At 58.8% G+C, this 18,195-nt stretch carries 17 protein-coding genes; 3 read left to right on the forward strand and 14 right to left on the reverse strand.

Going from position 1 to position 18,195, the window contains the following annotated elements; translation table 11 throughout:
- Positions 1 to 71: 71 nt before the first annotated feature.
- On the reverse strand, positions 72 to 572 hold the full coding sequence (locus QRN20_RS04445) for a CinA family protein (RefSeq protein ID WP_122500769.1): 501 nt from the start codon (positions 570 to 572) through the stop codon (positions 72 to 74).
- A 484-nt stretch (positions 573 to 1,056) separates the two neighbouring features.
- Between QRN20_RS04445 and mutS the strand changes: the two genes are divergently transcribed.
- Together mutS and fdxA are read left to right on the forward strand one after the other, a co-directional pair.
- Entirely contained in the window at positions 1,057 to 3,624 is a 2,568-nt protein-coding gene (gene mutS, locus QRN20_RS04450) for a DNA mismatch repair protein MutS (protein ID WP_163009461.1), read from the forward strand.
- A gap of 245 nt (positions 3,625 to 3,869) precedes the next feature.
- The gene (fdxA, locus tag QRN20_RS04455) at positions 3,870 to 4,193 is read left to right on the forward strand and encodes a ferredoxin FdxA (RefSeq protein WP_043305397.1); all 324 of its coding nucleotides are present in this window, start codon (positions 3,870 to 3,872) and stop codon (positions 4,191 to 4,193) included.
- A gap of 537 nt (positions 4,194 to 4,730) precedes the next feature.
- Here the strand turns inward: fdxA and rpoS are convergent.
- From rpoS to QRN20_RS04495, 8 genes are all read right to left on the reverse strand, one after another.
- On the reverse strand, positions 4,731 to 5,741 hold the full coding sequence (gene rpoS / locus QRN20_RS04460) for an RNA polymerase sigma factor RpoS (RefSeq protein WP_004879076.1): 1,011 nt from the start codon (positions 5,739 to 5,741) through the stop codon (positions 4,731 to 4,733).
- Positions 5,742 to 5,843: 102 nt separating this feature from the next.
- Positions 5,844 to 6,710: a peptidoglycan DD-metalloendopeptidase family protein gene (locus tag QRN20_RS04465; RefSeq protein ID WP_004879073.1), complete on the reverse strand. Its 867-nt coding sequence runs from the start codon at positions 6,708 to 6,710 to the stop codon at positions 5,844 to 5,846.
- Positions 6,711 to 6,914: 204 nt separating this feature from the next.
- Positions 6,915 to 7,550: a protein-L-isoaspartate(D-aspartate) O-methyltransferase gene (locus QRN20_RS04470; protein ID WP_004879071.1), complete on the reverse strand. Its 636-nt coding sequence runs from the start codon at positions 7,548 to 7,550 to the stop codon at positions 6,915 to 6,917.
- 41 nt (positions 7,551 to 7,591) lie between these two features.
- Entirely contained in the window at positions 7,592 to 8,341 is a 750-nt protein-coding gene (gene surE, locus QRN20_RS04475) for a 5'/3'-nucleotidase SurE (protein ID WP_004879068.1), read from the reverse strand.
- Entirely contained in the window at positions 8,329 to 9,387 is a 1,059-nt protein-coding gene (truD, locus tag QRN20_RS04480) for a tRNA pseudouridine(13) synthase TruD (RefSeq protein WP_029241700.1), read from the reverse strand. Before truD ends, surE begins: the two co-directional genes overlap by 13 nt.
- Complete coding sequence (gene ispF, locus QRN20_RS04485; RefSeq protein WP_004879063.1) at positions 9,384 to 9,857, reverse strand: 2-C-methyl-D-erythritol 2,4-cyclodiphosphate synthase; 474 nt, start codon at positions 9,855 to 9,857, stop codon at positions 9,384 to 9,386. Before ispF ends, truD begins: the two co-directional genes overlap by 4 nt.
- Positions 9,858 to 9,961: 104 nt before the next feature.
- Entirely contained in the window at positions 9,962 to 10,810 is an 849-nt protein-coding gene (fghA, locus tag QRN20_RS04490) for an S-formylglutathione hydrolase (RefSeq protein ID WP_122491003.1), read from the reverse strand.
- A gap of 59 nt (positions 10,811 to 10,869) precedes the next feature.
- A complete protein-coding gene (locus QRN20_RS04495; RefSeq protein ID WP_004879060.1) occupies positions 10,870 to 11,982 on the reverse strand; it encodes an S-(hydroxymethyl)glutathione dehydrogenase/class III alcohol dehydrogenase in 1,113 nt (370 codons plus the stop codon).
- A 104-nt stretch (positions 11,983 to 12,086) separates the two neighbouring features.
- Here QRN20_RS04495 and QRN20_RS04500 point away from each other — a divergent pair, with 104 nt between their 5' ends.
- Positions 12,087 to 12,983 carry a LysR family transcriptional regulator gene (locus QRN20_RS04500; protein WP_025994477.1) on the forward strand — a complete coding sequence of 299 codons (897 nt, stop codon included), beginning with the start codon at positions 12,087 to 12,089 and terminating at the stop codon, positions 12,981 to 12,983.
- A gap of 12 nt (positions 12,984 to 12,995) precedes the next feature.
- Here QRN20_RS04500 and ispD read toward each other — a convergent pair whose 3' ends face one another.
- The 5 genes from ispD to pyrG all read right to left on the reverse strand — a co-directional run bounded on the left by ispD (position 12,996) and on the right by pyrG (position 18,108).
- A complete protein-coding gene (ispD, locus tag QRN20_RS04505) occupies positions 12,996 to 13,706 on the reverse strand; it encodes a 2-C-methyl-D-erythritol 4-phosphate cytidylyltransferase (RefSeq protein ID WP_025994478.1) in 711 nt (236 codons plus the stop codon).
- A gap of 15 nt (positions 13,707 to 13,721) precedes the next feature.
- Entirely contained in the window at positions 13,722 to 14,000 is a 279-nt protein-coding gene (gene ftsB / locus QRN20_RS04510; RefSeq protein ID WP_004879054.1) for a cell division protein FtsB, read from the reverse strand.
- Between the two features lie 189 nt (positions 14,001 to 14,189).
- On the reverse strand, positions 14,190 to 15,476 hold the full coding sequence (gene eno / locus QRN20_RS04515) for a phosphopyruvate hydratase (RefSeq protein WP_004879053.1): 1,287 nt from the start codon (positions 15,474 to 15,476) through the stop codon (positions 14,190 to 14,192).
- A 138-nt stretch (positions 15,477 to 15,614) separates the two neighbouring features.
- Complete coding sequence (gene kdsA / locus QRN20_RS04520) at positions 15,615 to 16,460, reverse strand: 3-deoxy-8-phosphooctulonate synthase (protein ID WP_029241703.1); 846 nt, start codon at positions 16,458 to 16,460, stop codon at positions 15,615 to 15,617.
- 16 nt (positions 16,461 to 16,476) lie between these two features.
- Positions 16,477 to 18,108 (reverse strand): CTP synthase, encoded by a 1,632-nt coding sequence (gene pyrG, locus QRN20_RS04525; protein WP_004879049.1) that lies wholly within the window; start codon positions 18,106 to 18,108, stop codon positions 16,477 to 16,479.
- Positions 18,109 to 18,195 lie beyond the last annotated feature (87 nt).

Raw genomic sequence — 18,195 nt, forward strand, 5'->3', positions numbered from 1 at the left:
TCAATTAGGGCCTTGATGGCCACAACACCTGTATAAGTAGACAGTATTATTCCACAGGGATCGACGCTCGCCTACCCCTGTTTTGGCATTTCTCCGCATGCGAGCGCGATGAGCCCCTCCAGCGCGGCTTTTACCGTTTGTCGGCGCACCTGCTCGCGGTCGCCAGCGAACCAGCGGCGCTGAGCGATGAGCCTGTCGCCGTCACCCCAGCAGATCCAGACCGTACCGACCGGCTTTTCGACCGAACCGCCGCCAGGTCCCGCCACGCCGCTGACCGCGACGCCGAACCTTGCACCGCTGTTGCGCTGAGCGCCGCGGGTCATGGCTTCGACGACAGCCTGGCTGACCGCGCCAACGCTGTCGAACAAGCCTTGCGGGACATCCAGCTGTCGCGTTTTCTGATTATTGGAATAAGTGACGTAGCCAGCCTCGAACCAGCCAGAGCTGCCGCCTATACGCGTGATCGCTTCGGCGATGCCGCCGCCCGTGCAGGACTCGGCAGTCGTGACCTGCGCACCTATCGTTTGCAGAAGCTCGCCAAGCGAGGCGGCAAGCCGGGTTAAGTCATCCACAGTATATTCCCCTTCAAATCTGCTGATCCTTGAAATCCGACCTGCTGAAACAAACGGCTTTATGGAAAGCCGCTTGCCCGATCATGTACGTTGCTTCTTTTTCGAAACAGGCTTTCTGACCGTTTCGACCGTCGTTTCCCTTGGCCTGCGTTTCGCCTCATCCAAGGGAATGAAGCGCCCGGTGACCGAATCCCTTGCTCGTTTAAGTGCCATATAAAAGTCCTTTTTCATAGCCACCACTCACAGACGGTGGTGGTTCCAGGAGTCTATACAGCAATCACGAAGCTGTGGGCCTGCGGAAACCCGGGGTCACGATTGAGCCTTCACCAAACCCGGGACTGCAGCCGCGCAACGTGCGTGATAACCTTGCGCCCATCGCAAACACTCGGCAGACATCCCTCGGTAAACGGAGGGATCACACGTCGCACCCCGAGGTTTACTCACTCTTCTCAAGAACTTGCCCAAACCACTGATGAATAAAGCAATTTCCGACCTCTCTTCGCACACTCCCATGATGCAGCAGTACTGGAAGCTGAAGAACCAGCATCTGGATCAGTTGATGTTCTATCGCATGGGCGACTTTTACGAGATCTTCTATGAAGACGCCAAAAAAGCCGCCAAGTTGCTGGATATTACGCTGACGGCACGCGGTCAGTCGGCGGGCCAGAGCATTCCCATGTGCGGCATCCCCTACCATGCGGCGGAAGGCTACCTGGCGAAGCTGGTGAAGCTGGGCGAGTCGGTGGTGATCTGCGAGCAGATCGGTGATCCGGCGACCAGCAAGGGGCCGGTTGATCGTCAAGTCGTGCGCATCATTACGCCGGGCACCATCAGCGACGAAGCCCTGCTCGACGAGCGGCGCGACAACCTGATCGCCGCCGTGCTCGGCGACGAACGTCTGTTCGGTCTTGCCGTGCTTGACATCACCAGCGGCAACTTCAGCGTGCTGGAGATCAAGGGCTGGGAGAACCTGCTGGCCGAGCTCGAACGCATCAATCCGGTCGAACTGCTCATCCCGGATGACTGGCCTCAGGGCCTGCCGGCTGAAAAACGTCGCGGCTCACGTCGTCGCGCCCCTTGGGATTTCGAGCGCGACTCGGCGCACAAAAGTCTGTGTCAGCAGTTCGCGACTCAGGACCTAAAGGGCTTTGGCTGTGAAATGCTGACCCTGGCGATCGGCGCGGCGGGCTGCCTGTTGAGCTATGCCAAGGAAACCCAGCGCACCGCCTTGCCGCACCTGCGCAGCCTGCGTCACGAGCGTCTGGACGATACCGTGATTCTGGACGGCGCGAGCCGCCGCAACCTGGAACTGGACACCAACCTGTCGGGCGGGCGCGACAACACGCTGCAATCGGTCATGGACCGCTGCCAGACAGCCATGGGCACGCGCCTGCTGACCCGCTGGCTGAATCGCCCGCTGCGCGACCTGACCATTCTGCAGGCGCGTCAGACATCGATTACCTGCTTTCTGGAACGCTACCGTTTCGAAAACCTGCAGCCGCAACTGAAAGAAATCGGTGACATCGAGCGGATCCTGGCCCGTATCGGCCTGCGCAATGCGCGTCCTCGTGACCTGGCACGCCTGCGCGACGCCTTGAGCGCACTGCCCGAATTGCAACAGGCGATGAGCGAGCTGGAAGCGCCACACCTGCAACAACTGGCGCGCACCGCCAGCACTTACCCTGAGCTGGCTGAACTGCTGCAGCGGGCAATCATCGATAACCCGCCTGCGGTGATTCGTGATGGCGGCGTACTCAAGACCGGTTACGACGCGGAGTTGGACGAGCTGCAATCGCTGAGCGAGAACGCCGGCCAGTTCCTGATTGATCTGGAAGCACGCGAGAAATCCCGAACCGGCCTGGCCAACCTGAAAGTTGGCTACAACCGGGTTCATGGCTACTTCATCGAGCTGCCCAGCAAACAGGCTGAACAGGCGCCCGCCGATTACATCCGCCGCCAGACCCTAAAGGGCGCCGAGCGCTTCATCACACCGGAACTCAAGGAGTTCGAAGACAAGGCGTTGTCGGCCAAAAGTCGCGCACTGGCTCGGGAGAAAATGCTTTACGAGGCATTGCTCGAAGACCTGATCGGCCATCTTGCCCCACTGCAGGATACGGCGGCTGCGCTGGCCGAGCTGGACGTGCTGAGCAACCTTGCCGAACGTGCACTGAATCTGGACCTCAATTGCCCGCGCTTTGTGGCAGAGCCCTGCATGCGCATCGAGCAGGGTCGTCACCCGGTGGTCGAGCAGGTGTTGTCGACACCGTTCGTGGCCAACGATCTGGCACTGGACGACAGCACCCGCATGCTGGTCATCACCGGTCCGAACATGGGCGGTAAATCGACTTACATGCGCCAGACGGCGCTGATTGTCCTGCTGGCGCACATCGGTAGCTTCGTGCCCGCCGCTCAATGCGAACTGTCGCTTGTCGACCGGATATTCACCCGGATCGGCTCCAGCGATGACCTGGCGGGTGGGCGCTCGACGTTCATGGTGGAAATGAGCGAAACAGCCAATATTCTGCACAACGCGACCGACCGCAGCCTGGTGCTGATGGACGAAGTCGGCCGCGGGACCAGCACCTTCGATGGTCTGTCCCTCGCCTGGGCTGCGGCAGAATGCCTCGCCCAACTGCGCGCCTACACCCTGTTCGCCACGCACTATTTCGAGCTGACCGTTCTGCCAGAAAGCGAACCTCTGGTCAGCAACGTGCATCTGAACGCTACCGAGCACAACGAGCGGATCGTATTCCTGCACCGTGTCCTGCCAGGGCCTGCCAGCCAGAGCTACGGCCTGGCGGTCGCCCAGTTGGCGGGGGTTCCGGGCAAGGTCATTACGCGTGCCAAAGAGCATTTGCAGCGCCTGGAGACCACCAGCCTGCCCCACGAGCAGCCGCGCACCAAACCGGGCAAACAGGCAGCGCCGATGCAGAGCGATCTGTTTGCCAGCTTGCCGCACCCGGTGCTTGATGAACTGTCGAAGGTCAAGGTCGACGATCTCACACCGCGTCAGGCACTGGATTTGCTATACACATTGCAAACTCGACTGTGACGTAAGCCGTTACATGCTGTTAGAATCCCGCGCGGTCTGGGATGCGCTCAGCTTTTAGCCTGGCTGAGCAGCCGTTCGAGCCGCGTGAAGACGCAGCGAACCAAGGGTGAGTGGCAGGCGATGCAGTCAAACTGCTTCAAGGCCTTCATCAAAAGCACGTGTTTTCATAGGGCCGGGAACCGTCCCGAACCTGGCAACCCTGTCTGGAAGGGCTCTGCCGCAGCCGCCTGAGGAGAGAATTAGAAATGACCTTCGTCGTCACCGACAACTGCATCAAGTGCAAGTACACCGACTGTGTGGAAGTCTGTCCGGTGGACTGCTTCTACGAGGGCCCGAACTTCCTGGTGATTCACCCGGACGAGTGCATCGACTGCGCACTGTGCGAGCCTGAGTGCCCTGCACAGGCCATTTTCTCCGAAGACGAGATTCCGGCCGGCATGGAAAACTTCATCGAGCTCAACGCAGAGCTTGCCGAGGTATGGCCGAATATCACAGAGAAAAAAGACGCACTGCCGGATGCGGCAGAGTGGGACGGCAAGAAAGACAAGATTGCAGATCTGGAACGCTAGAATCCAGACTCAAAAAAAAGGCCCTCTTGAGGGCCTTTTTTCATTCTGAATGAGATGAAGCTACTGAGCTGATGAAGTCTCGATAAAAAAGGGGCGGTATGACCCGCCCACATTTTTTCCTGATCCCTGTAATCCCTTTTCATCATCCTGATGAATCGCCTCATGCGATGTCCCTGACTTTCATCCTTGAAAGCCTGTACCGGTCCGTTGGTACAGCCCTGATAGTAGAGATTTGGCGCAGCACAGCAACCCGCCAAGCGCGCCAAAATATTTCCGCTTCTACCTTAATGATTTTATAAACTCATAGGGATCAAGGGGTTAAGAGGCATATCAATCGAATGTTTGGTAAATCTCACTTACAAAGCCTGGATAACTTACAGGTTGTGTACGCAATGACGTACATGGCATGTGTCTCATGGGGACGCTTTCGGGAACGGGGCTCCAGACTTTCGAGCAGTCTTTGAATGATGACGACCATATAAAAAGCCGACATGAACAGGTTGCTCAGGTCGGCTCTTGTAACGCGGCTGGAGTTTTTTACTGGAAGAGCGATTCGCTCGAAAGACCGTTTTTCTCGAGGATTTCACGAAGACGCTTGAGGCCCTCGACCTGGATCTGTCGAACACGCTCACGCGTGAGTCCGATTTCCAGACCTACATCTTCAAGCGTGCTGCTTTCATGTCCCCGCAGTCCGAAACGGCGTATGACAACTTCGCGCTGCTTTTCGGTCAGTTCGCACAGCCACTGATCAATACTTTGCGAAAGATCGACATCCTGCAGAAGCTCACAAGGGTCTGTAGGACGATCGTCCGTGAGCGTATCGAGCAACGTCTTGTCCGAATCCGGCCCAAGCGATACATCAACCGAAGATACCCGCTCGTTGAGACCCAGCATGCGCTTGACCTCGCCTACCGGTTTTTCCAGCAGGTTGGCGATCTCTTCAGGAGACGGTTCGTGGTCGAGCTTCTGAGTCAGCTCTCTGGCCGCACGCAAGTAGACGTTCAGTTCCTTGACGACATGAATCGGCAACCGGATGGTCCGGGTCTGATTCATGATGGCTCGTTCAATGGTCTGGCGAATCCACCACGTGGCGTAGGTAGAAAAACGGAAACCGCGTTCAGGATCGAATTTTTCGACAGCCCGGATCAGGCCCAGGTTGCCCTCTTCGATCAGATCAAGCAATGACAGACCACGATTGACGTAGCGTCGGGCGATTTTCACCACCAGCCGCAGATTGCTTTCAATCATGCGTTTGCGCCCAGCCGGATCCCCACGTTGCGACAAACGCGCAAAGTGAACTTCTTCTTCCGGAGACAACAGCGGAGAGAACCCTATTTCATTGAGATACAACTGGGTAGCGTCGAGCGCCCGAGTGTAATCAATATATTTGTGTTGTTTGAGCGATGACGACGGCTTGGCCTTCGCGCGACCCGAGGCGGCAGTAGACGGCTGCTTCTCGTTCGGCGATTGCTCCAGGACAATGCCAGCTTCCATGAGAAGCACGTCATCATCGATGTCAAACTCCGGCGCTTCGTTGCTAAGAGCCATTGTTATAGTCCTTTGGTGAGTTCGACCTCAAGCTCCAGCGACGCCTATATCCGTGGCAACGCTTGAGCCTGTTCCTTCTGCGTCAGGAACAGGCGGCAACAATCAACGACGTGGCAAAAATTCCAGTGGGTCTACAGGTTTACCTTGTCGGCGAATCTCAAAATGCAGTTTCACCCGGTCAGTTCCTGTTGACCCCATTTCGGCAATCGTCTGCCCAGCCTTGACCTGCTGTCCTTCCCGTACCAAAAGCCTGCGGTTGTGACCGTAGGCGCTGACGTAGGTATCGCTGTGTTTGATGATGATCAATTCGCCGTAGCCCCGTAATCCACTTCCGGCGTAAACAACTGAACCATCAGACGCTGCCAAAACAGGCTGTCCCAAATCACCGGCGATATCAATTCCTTTATTCAAACTACCGTTTGAAGAAAATTTTCCTATCAATATGCCACTCGAAGGCCAGGTCCAACCGCTGGGAGACTTGCCTGCAGGCCCCGTTGCAGTAGTTGCAGACGGCGGTATGACAACCGGTACAACCGCGACCGGCTTGGACATCACAGTCGTTTTCACCGATCCCGAATTGCTGGTCGTCGTTGAAGTACTGGTCACCGGACGACCCGATGCAGGTGCCGACGCTACGCTCTGCGTTGAAGAGGAGCGCCCGTCAAAGCGAATCGTCTGACCAGGTTTGATGGTGAACGGTTCGGGGATCTGGTTGCGGGCAGCCAGCGCTTTCCAGTCCCAGCCATAGCGGAACGCAATGGAAAACAGCGTATCGCCGCGTTTGACGACGTACTGACCGGTCGTGACCGTAGGACGCTGGGCCACAGCGTTGCCGTTGCGGTCGACCACGCGAACACCGCCTGAAGGCGAACTTGAGCAGCCGACCAAGAGGACACTGAGCGCAATGCCAATCAACAGACGCTGATAACTTCTCGAAGACCTGAGCTGCTGAATGACTGTGTGACTCACCCGCCACTCCCTTTACTGGTGACTGAATTCAAAGATGCCCATTGTGCCGCAAGAACGGCGGGCAGCCAGTGCTTAAAACGCATCAAAAACGGTGTAATGGAAGATCCGCCTCATGATTCGATGCAATTTTGCCATCGTTCTCATGAACAGACGGTTGTAGACCGATGACAGGCGCCAGAATTCACTCGTGACCTCTGGCGTTTTTCAGGCAAGAGGGCCGTTCAACAGCGGCACGAACCGCACGGCTCCCAATACGTGTCGGGAAAAGCCGTTTTCCTCTCGAATGATCAGCATCAATTGCTGGACCTCGCCCGCGCCGACCGGAATGACCAGCCGTCCACCGGGTGCCAGTTGATCAAGCAATGCCTGCGGCACGTCGGTGGCCACTGCCGTGACGATGATGCCATTGTATGGAGCCAGCGCCGGCCATCCTTCCCAGCCATCACCCCAGCGGAAAACCACGTTGCGCAGGTTGAGTTCCACCAGACGCTCCTTGGCACGGTCCTGCAGGACCTTGATGCGCTCGACCGAGAACACCCTCTCCACCAGTTGCGCCAGTACGGCAGTCTGGTAGCCCGAGCCGGTACCAATCTCCATCACCTTGTCCAGCGGCCCCGCCGCCAGCAGAAGCTCGCTCATGCGAGCCACCATGTAAGGCTGGGAAATCGTCTGGTTATGTCCGATGGGCAATGCAGTGTCTTCATAGGCGCGATGCGCCAGCGCTTCGTCGACGAACAGGTGACGTGGCGTCTTGCGGATCACATCCAGCACATGATTGTTCGACACACCTTCTTCGTACAGGCGTTGAATCAAGCGCTCGCGAGTACGTTGCGAGGTCATCCCGATCCCGCGACGTAACAGATCATCTTGCTCGCGTGACATCAGCGCAGTCCCTCCAGCCAGGTGTTCAGGCTGCTGAAACCATCCTGATAGGTACGGTCCAGTTGCAACGGCGTAATCGATACGTAGCCCTGCATGACCGCATGAAAGTCAGTCCCGGCGCCGCCATCCTCGGCATCGCCTGCGGCCGCTATCCAGTAACCGGCACGTCCGCGGGGATCAACGACCCTGATCGGCGCTGCGGCTCTGGCGCGATGGCCCAGCCTGGTCAATTGAATGCCGCGGATGTGCTCCAGCGGCAGATTCGGGATGTTCACGTTCAACACCGTACGCGGCGGAAGATCGAGTTGCTCGTGGGCCTCGACCAGCAGGCGTGCGTAATGCGCGGCCGTGGCGAGGTTGTCCGGCTGGCGCGACAGAAACGAGAAGGCGAACGACGGCCGTTGCAGAAAACGGCCTTCCAGTGCCGCGGCGACCGTACCTGAGTACAGCACATCATCGCCCAGGTTGGCGCCCAGATTGATCCCTGAAACCACCATGTCCGGTTCACGCTCCAACAGGCCGTTGAGCCCCAGATGCACGCAGTCGGTCGGCGTACCGTTCAGACTGATAAAACCATTGGCCAGCGTCTGCGGATGCAGAGGCCGGTCGAGTGTCAGCGAACTGCTGGCACCACTCTTGTCTTGATCGGGGGCAATCACCACGCATTCAGTGTAGTCCGCCAGCGCGCCATAGAGCGCCGCAAGGCCGGGCGCGCTGACCCCGTCATCGTTTGAAATCAGAATACGCATGGGCTGTCCGTCTGCCCAACCGGCACCAGATCGACAAGCTCGCGCACCAATACGGTGGCAAAGCATCCAGGCGGAAGGACGAATTCCAGTTGCAGAATGTCAGGCTCGGGATAATGCCACGTCAGCCGCCCAATGGGCAGCCGCAGGATGCGACGTTCGTGTTCCATTCCCGCCCTGATCAACCAGTCGCGAAGCGCCGGATGCTCAGCTGCGATAGCGTTTTCAAGCTCTGCAGTCTTGCCCAGCGCCGGAGAAGGACCTGCGCCCCACTGCGGGCCGGTCGGGTGCAGGTCCAGAATGGCCAGCCGCGGATCGCTGCACTCCTCGACACCCGCCGGGAAAAAGCTGCGGCTGTCGGTGAACGCCAGCAGATCACCGACCTGAGCGTGCTGCCAGTTGCCATCGGCAACGCGTGCGGCGAGAACCTGATTGAACAGGTAGCTGCGGGCCGTTGACAGCAGACGCGAGCGGACCGCGCGCTGCTCGGGCAGCGCCTGACGGGACGCGTAGTCGCGAGCCTCGCCCAGATTGCCACCCTGATAGCCGAAGCGCTGAGCGCCGAAGTAGTTGGGAATCCCGAGCCGGGCGATCGACTCGAGCCGCTGATTCAGCGCGTCCTTGTCAGCCGCCAATTGAGTCAGGCGCAAGGTGAAACCATTGGCTGCGTGCGCGCCACGCTGCAGTTTGCGCTTGTGGCGGCTCATCTTGAGGATCTGCAGCGTCTCGTCCTGCGCGGCGGACAGATCGGGGTCGGCCTTGCCGGGCAACTGAATACTGAACCATTGACGGGTGAGCGCCTGACGGTCTTTCAAACCGGCATAGCTGACCGTACGCAATTGAACACCGGCAGCCCGGGCCAGACGGCGTGCGGCTTCTTCGGTATTGAGGCCACGTTTCTCGACCCATAGCCATAGATGCTCGCCATCGCCCGAAAGCGGAATATCGAGCACTTCATCGACCTGAAAATCTTCGGCAGTTGCCTTGAGAACAGCGCTTCCCAGTGCCTTGCCCCAGGCCGTCGGGCCCAATAATTCAAGTTCGGTCATGCGCGCAGCAACAACGCGACGGCATGCACAGCGATGCCTTCTTCGCGGCCGGTGAAGCCGAGTTTTTCAGTGGTGGTGGCCTTGACGTTGACCTGATCCAGTTCGACCTGCAGGTCTTCGGCAATGAGCGCGCGCATGGCATCGATATGAGGCGCCATTTTAGGTGCCTGGGCGACGATGGTGGCATCGACGTTACCGACCTTCCAGCCCTTGGCCTGCACTTGCTTGAGCACGTGACGCAGCAGCACGCGGCTGTCCGCGCCCTTGAACTGCGGATCCGTGTCCGGAAAATGCTTGCCGATGTCGCCCAGCGCCGCAGCGCCCAGCAATGCGTCGCTCAGAGCGTGCAGCAAAACGTCGCCATCGGAGTGGGCCAGAAGACCGAAACCGTGCGCAATCCGCACACCGCCCAAGGTGATGAAGTCGCCTTCAGCGAAACGGTGCACATCATAGCCGTGGCCAATACGCATAAAAAAACGCCCTGAAAAAAGTCAGGGCGTGATTCTACCTGCTTTGGCACGGCTTGGGTTTGTCAGAGACGCCGCACATCAACAGGACGGCCAGTCAAACCCGCTCAGCTATCGAACAACGCGCGGGCATGATGGCGAAGGTGGTCTTCGATGAAGCTGGCGATGAAGAAATAACTGTGGTCATAACCGGGCTGCATCCTCAGTGTCAGAGACTGCTGTGCCGATTTGGCGGCCTGAACTAGTGTCTCGGGCTTGAGCTGATTGACGAGAAAATCATCCCGGTCGCCCTGGTCCACCAGAATCGGCAGTTTTTCCGTCGCCTCGGCCATCAGCACACTGGCATCCCACTCGCGCCAGCGTGAACGGTCTTCGCCCAGAAAACGGGAAAACGCTTTCTGCCCCCAGGGGCAATCCATCGGGTTGCTGATCGGCGAGAACGCCGAGATCGATTTGTAGCGACCCGGATTGCGCAAGGCACACACCAGCGCGCCGTGCCCGCCCATCGAATGACCGCTGATGCTGCGTGCCTGCGAAGCCGGGAAATGCGCTTCGATCAGCGCAGGCAGTTCGGTAACCACGTAATCATGCATCTGGTAATGACGGGCGTAGGGCTGTTCGGTGGCGTTGAGATAGAAGCCTGCGCCCAGACCGAAATCCCACGCACCGTCCGGATCGCCCGGCACGTCGGGGCCACGCGGACTGGTGTCCGGCGCGACGATGATGATGCCCAGTTCGGCGGCCACTCGCTGGGCCGCTGCCTTCTGCATGAAATTCTCGTCGGTACAGGTCAGGCCGGACAGCCAGTAAAGCACCGGCAGTTTGCTGCCCTGCTCTGCCTGCGGCGGCAGGTAGACGGCAAACACCATGTCGCAGCCCAGTACTTGAGAGTGATGCTTGTATCGCTTGTGCCAGCCGCCGAAGCTTTTCTGACAGGAAATGTTTTCCAGGCTCATGGTCGACTCCCAACGACGGGCAGCAGCCCTGATTGGCGCACGCTGCCCATCGTCACTGTTTAGAAGTGGATGACAGTACGAATGCTTTTGCCTTCGTGCATCAGGTCAAACGCCTTGTTGATGTCTTCCAGACCCATGGTGTGAGTGATGAAGGTGTCCAGCGGGATCTCACCGGTCTGAGCCATGTCGACATAGCTCGGCAACTCGGTACGACCCCGCACGCCGCCGAACGCCGAACCGCGCCAGACGCGACCGGTCACCAGCTGGAAAGGACGGGTGGAGATTTCCTGACCGGCGCCGGCCACGCCGATGACGACCGACTCGCCCCAGCCCTTGTGGCAGCACTCGAGTGCTGCACGCATCAGCTGCACGTTGCCAATGCACTCGAACGAAAAATCCACGCCGCCGTCGGTCATGTCGACGATGACTTCCTGGATCGGACGATCAAAGTCCTTCGGGTTCACGCATTCGGTGGCGCCCAACTGTTTGGCGATCTCGAACTTGGCCGGATTGATATCGATGGCGATGATCCGGGAAGCCTTGGCTTTCACCGCACCGATCACAGCCGACAGACCAATGCCGCCCAGGCCGAAGATGGCCACGGTGTCGCCTGGCTTGACCTTGGCGGTATTGAGCACTGCGCCGATACCGGTGGTGACGCCGCAACCGAGCAGGCAGACCTTTTCCAGCGGTGCCTGCTTGTCGATTTTGGCGACCGAGATTTCCGGCAGCACGGTGTATTCGGAGAAGGTCGAAGTGCCCATGTAATGGAAAATCGGCTCACCCTTGTAGGAGAAGCGAGTAGTGCCATCCGGCATCAAACCCTTGCCCTGCGTGGAGCGGATTGCCTGACACAGGTTGGTCTTGCCCGAGCGGCAGAATTTGCACTGGCGGCATTCTGGGGTGTAAAGCGGGATGACGTGATCACCGACCACGACAGAGGTGACACCCTCACCCACCGCTTCGACGATAGCCCCGCCTTCATGCCCCAGAATCGAAGGGAAGATCCCTTCAGGATCAGCACCGGATAGCGTGTAGGCGTCGGTATGGCAAACGCCGGACGCCACGACACGCAGCAGCACCTCGCCCGCCTTGGGCATGGCGACATCCACTTCCACGATTTCCAGTGGTTTCTTGGCCTCAAAGGCGACAGCAGCACGTGACTTGATCATCAATCTTCTCCGGCGAACTAAAACAAGGTGTGCAGTGTAGTACAGTGCCAAAAGGCGAGTAATAGAGCCAAAAGCAAAACATTAATGCTGTACAGGGATAATCGATGTACACCAATCGCTGGGAAGGCCTCGATGAGTTCGTTGCGGTGGCCGAATGTGGCCAGTTCACTGCGGCAGCGCAGCGTCTGGGGGTGTCCTCTTCACACGTCAGCCGTCAGATCGTCCGGCTTGAAGAACGACTGCAGACTCGCCTGCTGTACCGCAGCACACGCAAGGTGGCGTTGACTGAAGCCGGTCAGACGTTCCTGCATCATTGCCAGCGTCTGCAGGATGGACGCGAAGAAGCACTGCGCGCGGTGGGCGACCTCACCAGTGAACCCAAGGGACTGTTGCGCATGACCTGCGCCGTGGCTTACGGCGAGCGTTTCATCACGCCACTGGTGACTCGCTTCATGGACGTTTATCCGCATCTGCGGGTCGACATCGAGTTGAGCAACGACACACTCGATCTGGTCCACGAAGGCATGGACCTGGCGATACGGCTGGGACGCCTGCAGGACTCACGCATGGTGGCCACGCGCCTTGCACCCCGCCAGATGTACCTGTGCGCAGCACCGTCCTACATCGCACGCTACGGCCGTCCTCACAGCCTGTCGGAACTGAGTCGCCACAACTGCCTGATCGGCGGCAGCGATACCTGGTTGCTGCAACAGAACGGCCGGGAGTTCTCTCAGCGCGTGCAGGGCAATTGGCGGTGCAACAGCGGCCAGGCTGTACTCGATGCGGCGTTGCACGGCGTGGGTCTGTGCCAGCTTCCGGATTATTACGTGCAGAAACACCTTAAGAGCGGCGCGCTGATTTCGTTGCTGGAGATGCATCAGCCGCCCAACACGGCTGTCTGGGCGCTGTATCCACAGCAACGCCACCTTTCGCCCAAGGTGCGCAAGCTGGTGGACTATTTGAAGGAAGGTTTGTTGATGCGAGACGAATACCGGCAGTAGCCGGTGAGCCTCTCAGCGACCGAACTCACCCCGACGCAAACGCAGCCATTCGAGGTCTTCAGGTCGGGTGACCTTGATGTTGTCGGATCGTCCTTCGATCAGACGCGGCGACTGACCCGCCCACTCGATGGCTGAAGCCTCATCCGTGATGCTGACATCAGAGACCAGGCTGTCCGCCAGCGCGCGATGGAGCGCTCCAAGGCGGAACATCTGCGGCGTATAGGCCTGCCATATCATGCTGCGATCAACGGTTTCAGTTACGCGACCATGGCTGTCAGCGCGTTTGAGCGTGTCTCGCGCCGGAACGGCCAGCAGGCCTCCGACCGGGTCATCCGCCAGTTCGCTGAGCAGGTTGTCCAGGTCGCTACGGGCCAGATTCGGACGCGCCGCGTCGTGAACCAGCACCCAGTCATCATCACTGGCGCCCTGCGCATGCAGATGCAGCAAAGCGTTGAGTACCGAACCTGAGCGCTCCTTGCCACCGTCCACGCGCTGGATCCGGGAATCCAGCGCACAGGGCAAAGCGGGCCAGTAAGGGTCGTCCACGGCAAGGCTGATCACCAGACCCTTGAGACGGGGGTGATCCAGAAAACTTAACAGGCTGTGTTCGAGAATGGTCAGGCTGCCCAGTTGCAGGTACTGCTTGGGCCGATCTGCTGCCATGCGGGCGCCAATGCCCGCTGCAGGTATCACCGCCCAGAAGGCAGGGAGAAAGTCTTTCATGACACCTACTTTTTATTATTGCGCGAGCTGATAAAGGGTTTCGCCGTCCTTGACCATGCCCAGCTCATGGCGTGCACGTTCCTCGACGGTTTCAAGCCCTTTCTTCAATTCCATGACTTCAGCATCCAGCACGCGATTGCGCTCCAGCAACACCTGATTCTCGGCATGCTGATCCGCGATCTGCTGGTTCAGGCTGGCCACTTGCGCAAGGCTGCCATTACCCACCCACAGGCGATATTGCAGACCGGCAAGCAACAAAAGCAGGATGAGGAACAACCAGTTAGGACTGCGCATTGAAATATCAGGTACCCAGTAGAAAAGACGGCAGAGCCAACACAACAAACAAATGACTGAGGGCATTGAGCCTGACATAAGCCAGGCTCAATCACTCCAGGTTACAGCGGAGCGTCAGCATCGGCAGGGCGGGCGAAACCGGATGAACCGTTTTTCCCGCAACGCCCTGCGTCTTTTACCATCTATGGATCAACCGCGAAACTCGGCGCGGCCGTTATAAACGGCTTTGGAACCCAGTTGCTCTTCGATACGCAGCAGCTGGTTGTACTTGGATACACGATCGGAACGGCACAGCGAACCGGTCTTGATCTGGCCGGCAGACGTGCCCACGGCCAGATCGGCAATGGTCGAATCTTCGGTTTCACCGGAACGGTGCGAGATCACGGCAGTGTAACCGGCAGCCTTGGCCATCTGAATGGCTTCCAGCGTTTCGGTCAGTGTACCGATCTGGTTGAACTTGATCAGGATCGAGTTGGCGATCTTCTTGTCGATGCCTTCCTTCAGGATCTTGGTGTTGGTCACGAACAGGTCGTCACCCACCAGCTGGATCTTGTCGCCGATCTTGTCGGTGAGAATCTTCCAGCCTGCCCAGTCGGATTCGTCCAGACCGTCTTCGATAGAGATGATCGGGTGCTTGCTGACCAGATCAGCCAGATAGTCGGCGAAACCGGCAGAATCGTATTCGCCTTCTTCGCTGAGCTTGTACTTGCCGTCCTTGTAGAACTCGCTGGCCGCGCAATCCAGGGCCAGGGTCACATCGGTGCCCAGCTTGTAACCGGCGTTGGAAACGGCTTCGGCGATGGCGCTGAGCGCTTCTTCGTTGGAGGCCAGGTTAGGCGCAAAACCACCTTCGTCACCCACGGCGGTGTTCAGGCCACGGGCCTTCAGTACAGCCTTGAGGTGGTGAAAAATCTCGGTCCCCCAACGCAGGCCTTCAGCGAACGACTTGGCGCCCACCGGCTGAACCATGAATTCCTGAATGTCGATGTTGTTATCGGCGTGCTCGCCACCGTTGATGATGTTCATCATCGGGACTGGCATCGAGTAGACGCCCGGCGTGCCGTTCAGATTGGCGATGTGCGCGTACAGCGGCAGATCCTGATCCTGGGCAGCGGCCTTGGCGGCAGCCAGGGATACAGCGAGGATCGCGTTGGCGCCCAGGCTTGCCTTGTTCTCGGTCGCGTCCAGCGCGATCATCGCGTGGTCCAGCGCCTTCTGGTCTACCGGGTCCTTGCCCAGCAGCAGGTCGCGGATCGGACCGTTGATGTTGGCGACTGCCTTCAGAACGCCCTTGCCCATGTAACGGCTCTTGTCGCCATCACGCAGCTCCAGCGCTTCGCGCGAGCCGGTTGAAGCACCGGACGGCGCGCAGGCGCTGCCAATGATGCCGTTATCGAGGAGCACATCTGCTTCCACGGTGGGATTGCCACGGGAGTCGAGAACTTCACGACCTTTGATGTCGACGATTTTTGCCATTGTTGTAAACACTCCAAGATTGACGAAAACGACGCAGCTGGGAAACGATATTCGCAATCAGACGCAAAAAACGGCAGGCCTGAATGCGACAACCCCGTCACGAATGACGGGGAACGGCACTTTACCGGAGAACCCTGCTCAAGCGGTCTCTACGATCGGAAAACTTTTCACAAGTTCATCCAGCGACTTGAGCTGAGCCAGGAAGGGCTCCAGCTTGTCCAGGCGCAATGCGCAGGGACCGTCGCATTTGGCGTTGTCAGGATCCGGGTGGGCCTCGAGGAACAGACCGGCCAGATTCTGGCTGATACCGGCCTTGGCCAGGTCAAGCACTTGAGCGCGGCGACCGCCGGCGGAATCGGAGCGACCACCCGGCATTTGCAACGCGTGGGTCACGTCGAAAAGGATCGGGTACTCGAACTGCTTCATGATGCCGAAGCCGAGCATGTCCACCACCAGGTTGTTGTAACCGAAGCTGGAACCGCGCTCGCACAGGATCAACTGATCGTTCCCGGCTTCTTCGCACTTGGTCAGGATGTGTTTCATCTCCTGAGGCGCGAGAAACTGGGCCTTCTTGATGTTGATGACAGCACCGGTCTTCGCCATCGCGACCACCAGGTCGGTCTGGCGCGACAGGAAAGCCGGCAGCTGGATGATGTCGCACACTTCGGCAACCACAGCAGCCTGCTCGGGCTCATGCACATCAGTGATCAACGGCACGTTGAAGGTGCGCTTGATCTCTTCGAAAATGCGCATGCCCTCTTCCAGTCCGGGACCACGGTAGGAAGTCACCGAGGAACGGTTGGCCTTGTCGAAGCTGGCCTTGAACACGTAAGGGATACCAAGCTTTTCGGTAACCCGCACATATTCTTCGCAGACCTGCATGGCCATGTCGCGGGACTCCAGCACGTTCATGCCACCGAACAGAACCATTGGTTTGTCGTTGGCGATCTCGATGGAGCCGACGCGGATGATTTTCTGAGCCATGTGCTTATCTTCCCTGTCAGGCGTTCTTTTGGCGTTGAGCCAGTGCGGCTTTCACGAAACCGCTGAACAGCGGGTGACCGTCGCGCGGCGTCGAAGTGAACTCCGGGTGGAACTGGCAAGCCACGAACCATGGATGATCAGGCGCTTCGACCACTTCGACCAGCGCACCGTCGCCGGAGCGGCCGGAAATCTTGAGACCGGCTTCGATCAACTGCGGCAGCAGGTTGTTGTTCACTTCGTAGCGATGGCGATGACGCTCGACAATCACGTCATTCTGGTAGCAATCGTGAACCAGCGAGCCCGATTCCAGTTGGCATTCCTGTGCGCCGAGACGCATGGTGCCACCCAGATCGGAGCTCTCGGTGCGGGTTTCCACAGCGCCGGTCGCGTCTTCCCACTCGGTGATCAGGCCCACGACAGCGTGCGCGCTGGTGCGATCGAACTCGGTGGAGTTGGCGTCTTTCCAGCCCAGCACGTTACGGGCGAACTCGATGACCGCCACTTGCATGCCCAGGCAGATACCCAGGTACGGAACCTTGTTTTCACGAGCGAACTGAACAGCCGTGATCTTGCCTTCAACGCCGCGCAGGCCGAAACCGCCCGGAACCAGAATCGCGTCCACGCCTTCGAGCAGGCCAGTGCCCTGATTCTCGATGTCTTCGGAATCGATATAGCGCAGGTTGACCTTGGTGCGGTTGGTGATACCAGCGTGACTCATGGCTTCGATCAACGACTTATAGGCGTCGAGCAGTTCCATGTACTTGCCGACCATCGCGATGGTGACTTCGTGTTCAGGGTTGAGCTTGGCATCGACGACCTTGTCCCACTCGGACAGATCGGCGCCGCCACACTGAAGACCGAAACGCTCGACGACGAAATCGTCCAGACCCTGCGAATGCAGGATGCCAGGGATCTTGTAGATGGTGTCGGCGTCTTCCAGCGCAATGACTGCGCGCTCTTCAACGTTGGTGAACTGGGCAATCTTGCGACGCGACGAGGTGTCGATCGGGTGATCGGAGCGGCAGACCAGGACATCAGGCTGCAGGCCGATGGAACGCAGTTCCTTGACGGAGTGCTGGGTCGGCTTGGTCTTGGTTTCACCGGCGGTGGCGATGTACGGCACCAGTGTCAGGTGCATCAACATCGCGCGGCGTGCGCCGACTTCGAAGCGCAGCTGGCGAATGGCTTCGAGGAACGGTTGCGACTCGATGTCGCCGACCGTGCCGCCGATTTCGACCAATGCCACGTCGGCATCGCCTGCACCCTTGATGATGCGGCGCTTGATCTCGTCGGTGATGTGCGGAATGACCTGGATGGTCGCGCCCAGATAATCACCACGGCGCTCTTTGCGCAGGACGTGTTCGTACACACGGCCAGTGGTGAAGTTGTTGTTCTGGGTCATGGTGGTGCGGATGAACCGCTCGTAGTGACCCAGGTCCAGGTCGGTTTCAGCGCCGTCGTGGGTGACGAACACTTCACCGTGCTGGAACGGGCTCATGGTGCCTGGGTCCACGTTAATGTAGGGATCCAGTTTGAGCATGGTGACTTTAAGCCCCCTCGCCTCCAGGATGGCCGCCAATGAAGCCGAGGCAATGCCTTTCCCCAATGAAGAAACAACACCGCCCGTGACGAAGATGTAGCGCGTCATGAAAAACCCTAGAAGTCTGCGTTAAAGCGGTCAGAGCCGCCGGGGAAAGCGAAGGAAGGCCGAAGCCCCCGATTACCGACAAAATTC

The sequence above is a fragment of the Pseudomonas sp. fls2-241-TYG-175 genome (genome assembly GCF_030209155.1).
GTDB classification, from domain to species: domain Bacteria; phylum Pseudomonadota; class Gammaproteobacteria; order Pseudomonadales; family Pseudomonadaceae; genus Aquipseudomonas; species Aquipseudomonas viridiflava.